Raw genomic sequence first — 3,395 nt, 5'->3', positions numbered from 1 at the left:
ATAGCCCTTTCAGAAGTATTTAGCCTGCCTGTAGAAGACCTTGTCGAGGTACACCGAAGCTAAAGCGAACACGTACCGAACACGAAGCGAACACGTACCCTATCAATAATCACAAATAAAACCATAAAAACAATGAACCAGATAGAACAAGTAGAAACGCACCTAAATGCCGTCCTAAACATCGATGATATTAGAACCAATATGATAACCATTGAGGATAATATGCTTATCATCGACCTAAATTATTACAGCGAAAACGCCCTTGCTAATCTTTACAACCGAGCTGCTGGGGGCTACCTCTCAATTCGTCCAGAGATAAGCGCGGGGCAACTCTCCTATGCCCTTGTACCAGAAAACACCTCAAAACCAGTAGAAGCATTTGCCCACCCATAAATAGTAAAATAACGTTAGTTAGTTGTTAGATAAGCCGTGCATAAGTGCACCACGTGCACGGCTTCTTTTATCTCTCACCTAACCTAACTGCTAACATCTAACAGACTATGAACGATTATAAATACACCGCCGAAAAACTCTATGAGCATACCGACAGAGGGCTTGACATACTCCACCGCTACCTACCCGACAGCGTAGGCTGCGAGCGCACACGCAAACCCTTTCGTTACCGCGACGAAAAAACCCCTTCAGCCTATCTATATCTACCCCCACAGGGCAAATGCTGGGTAGTAAAAGACTTTGGCGGCGATACCCATTCCCCTATACAGATATACCAGCACCTTACTGGCGATACCGATTTCCTAAACACCCTAAAAACACTATTCGCTGAATTTAATATAGGCGAAAACACCCTTAATCTCACCCCAAACAAAACATTTGCACCCCGTGGCGACCACCCCGACGGCTATTTTCGCATATACCCTAAAGAAAAAATAGAAAATGCCAAGCTTATAAATCGTTTTATCACCCCCGAAATATGCGCACGCTATAACGTTCACGAACTCCAAAAAGTAGAACGCATCACCTCTACCACAGGCAAACTAATGACCATCGAAGCCACCCCACAATACCCAATGTTTGCCTATTCTGATGACCTAAACGTATGGGCAAAAACCTACTACCCAGCCGAGAAAAAACGCAAAATAACCGATGAAAATGGACACACCAAAACCGAAAACTTCAAACACGGCTATTTAGGCAAAAAACCAGCCGTATATGTGCACGGACTGCAATATATAAAAAGCATCATCACCCCCGACCGCTACCAAAGAATAATAGACCTAAGAGAGCAAATAACCCTAACCGATTTTCCCGAAATGAAAAAGGAACTACAAGAGCAACTCGATGAACTCCTGTTGCCCTATGTTATCATTTGCTCCGGAGGCTCCGACGGGCTTACCCTCGCATCGCTTTCCCCCGATTTCTACCCCGTATGGGGCAATTCCGAAGGCGATATAATCAATCATACCGATTACCAATACCTAAAAACCATAAGTCAGCACCTTATCAACCTGCCCGATGTAGATACTTCGGGCATAGAGTTCGCCTATAAATACTCCCGCCGCTATTGGCAGCTGCCCACCGTATTCCTACCAAAGTACTATTTAGGCGAAAAAGGCAAAGATTTTCGTGATTACGTAGATTATTTTAAAGAAAGTGAACAACAAAGTATTGCCAACGAGTTCAAAAAACTATTAAACGTACCCGTTTGCTGCGATTTCGTAACTGTAGAAGACAAAAAATACACCATAAACCACGAAAATCTGTATTACTTCTTGCAAGTAAACCATTTTTTTGTATTTCAGTCAGATATAGCCGTCAATCTCGACAACGAAAACAAAGGCACATTAGTCAAAGTAGACGATTATAAGCTATCCGTACCGCAAACCGCTGCCGTACGCGAGTTTTGCGTCGATTACTATATACGCAAAGGCACCTCGCAAAAAGTATTGCGCCTATTACGCACCTGCAAAGCCCTAAGTGCTCCCGAACTCAAAAATGCTACCTACAAAAAATTCGACCTTACCAAGCACGACAAAGAATACCAGCTGTTTTTCTTTCAGAATACCGCTATAAAGGTAACCCCAGACCGCATTTTCACCCAAAACCGCGATGATATAAATAACTATATCTTCGAGAACGCCGTATTGCCCACCAATATCACCCTAATCAAAGAAACCTTTTTTGAACCCTATATTGATGAGCAAGGGCGCAACCGCGTAAATATCAAAACCGAAAAATGCGAATACCTAAATTTCCTTATCAACGGAAGCCGCGTATACTGGGCAAAAGAATACCCCTACGAAAAAGACCGTTGGGGCACCTTTTTCACCCTCAACAGTCCACACCTTACAGAAGAAGAGCAAATCACCCAAGAGCAGCATTTTCTATCCAAGTGCTACGCTATAGGCTACCTATTGCACCGCTACAAAATGCCCAATTTCGAGCGATTTGTATATGTTGTTGATGATGAGATGAAAGGAATGCTAAGCCAGAGCAACGGCGGAACCGGTAAAGGCATATTTTCAAAGGCAATCAAACTCACCACCAGCGTATTCAATTGCGCCGGTAAAGACAGCAAACTATTCGAAAACACCCATATATTCGACGAACTCAACGAAAACCACGATGTAATATGCTTCGACGATATGGCAGAACAACGTTTTGAAAAGCTGTATAACTACATCACCGACGGTATACGAGTAAACCCAAAATTCAGGCCCAGCTTTTTCATTCCGCCCGACAAAAGCCCCAAACTCTTTGGCACTTTCAATCACGGACTTAAGAACGGAGCAGACAGCGACTATCGTAGGCTATTTTTCATCACATTTTCATCTTATTACCACTATTCGCACTCCGAAATGGGCAAACAGTGGCAGCCCTCCGATGATTTTGGGCACAACCTCTATGACGACTGGGACGCTCGCCAATGGGACTTATTTTACAACTTTATGCTACGTTGCACCCAATTCTATATGCAAAACCGTATGAGCCCCTATTTTGCCCCTATGGAAAGAATAAATTACAACAATCTAAAAGCCTCAATAGGCGACAACTTTTTAGACTGGGCAGACGAGTATTTCACCCCCGACCGTCTCAATATCGAAGTAGCCCGCCGCGAAATGCAAGACGACTACAAAGCCTCTTGTGGTAATTTCAAACTAACGGCACAAGGCTTCCGCAACAAGTTAGGACAATACTGCCAGCTAAAAGGCTACACGCTATCCGATATAATCAAAAAGACCGAATACACTTTAGATAACCGCCGTACCTCTGTTGATTATTTCATCATAAAGACAGAAACCGACACCAAAAAACCAGAAGAAACCACCCCAGCTGCCCCAAAGACAAACAACCTTGCCGGCATCGAGGACGATATACCATTTTAATTATGCTGAAAAACCCGAATGAATTTGCAAAGGCGATGACCTATTTAAATG

The 3,395-nt window shown here is 43.4% G+C and carries 2 protein-coding genes; both read left to right on the top strand.

All coding sequences use genetic code 11. From position 1 onward, the window contains the following. Nucleotides 1-132 precede the first annotated feature (132 nt). On the top strand, nucleotides 133-393 hold the full coding sequence (locus HMPREF9074_RS11220) for a hypothetical protein (RefSeq protein ID WP_009390727.1): 261 nt from the start codon (nucleotides 133-135) through the stop codon (nucleotides 391-393). 107 nt (nucleotides 394-500) lie between these two features. After that, entirely contained in the window at nucleotides 501-3,344 is a 2,844-nt protein-coding gene (locus HMPREF9074_RS11215; protein ID WP_009390729.1) for a primase-helicase family protein, read from the top strand. The last annotated feature ends 51 nt before the right edge of the window (nucleotides 3,345-3,395 follow it).

The sequence above is a fragment of the Capnocytophaga sp. oral taxon 329 str. F0087 genome (genome assembly GCF_000213295.2).
In the GTDB taxonomy this organism is placed as follows: domain Bacteria; phylum Bacteroidota; class Bacteroidia; order Flavobacteriales; family Flavobacteriaceae; genus Capnocytophaga; species Capnocytophaga leadbetteri_A.
Note: the sequence above shows the minus strand (reverse complement) of the source record. Positions and strands in the feature narration are given on the sequence as shown.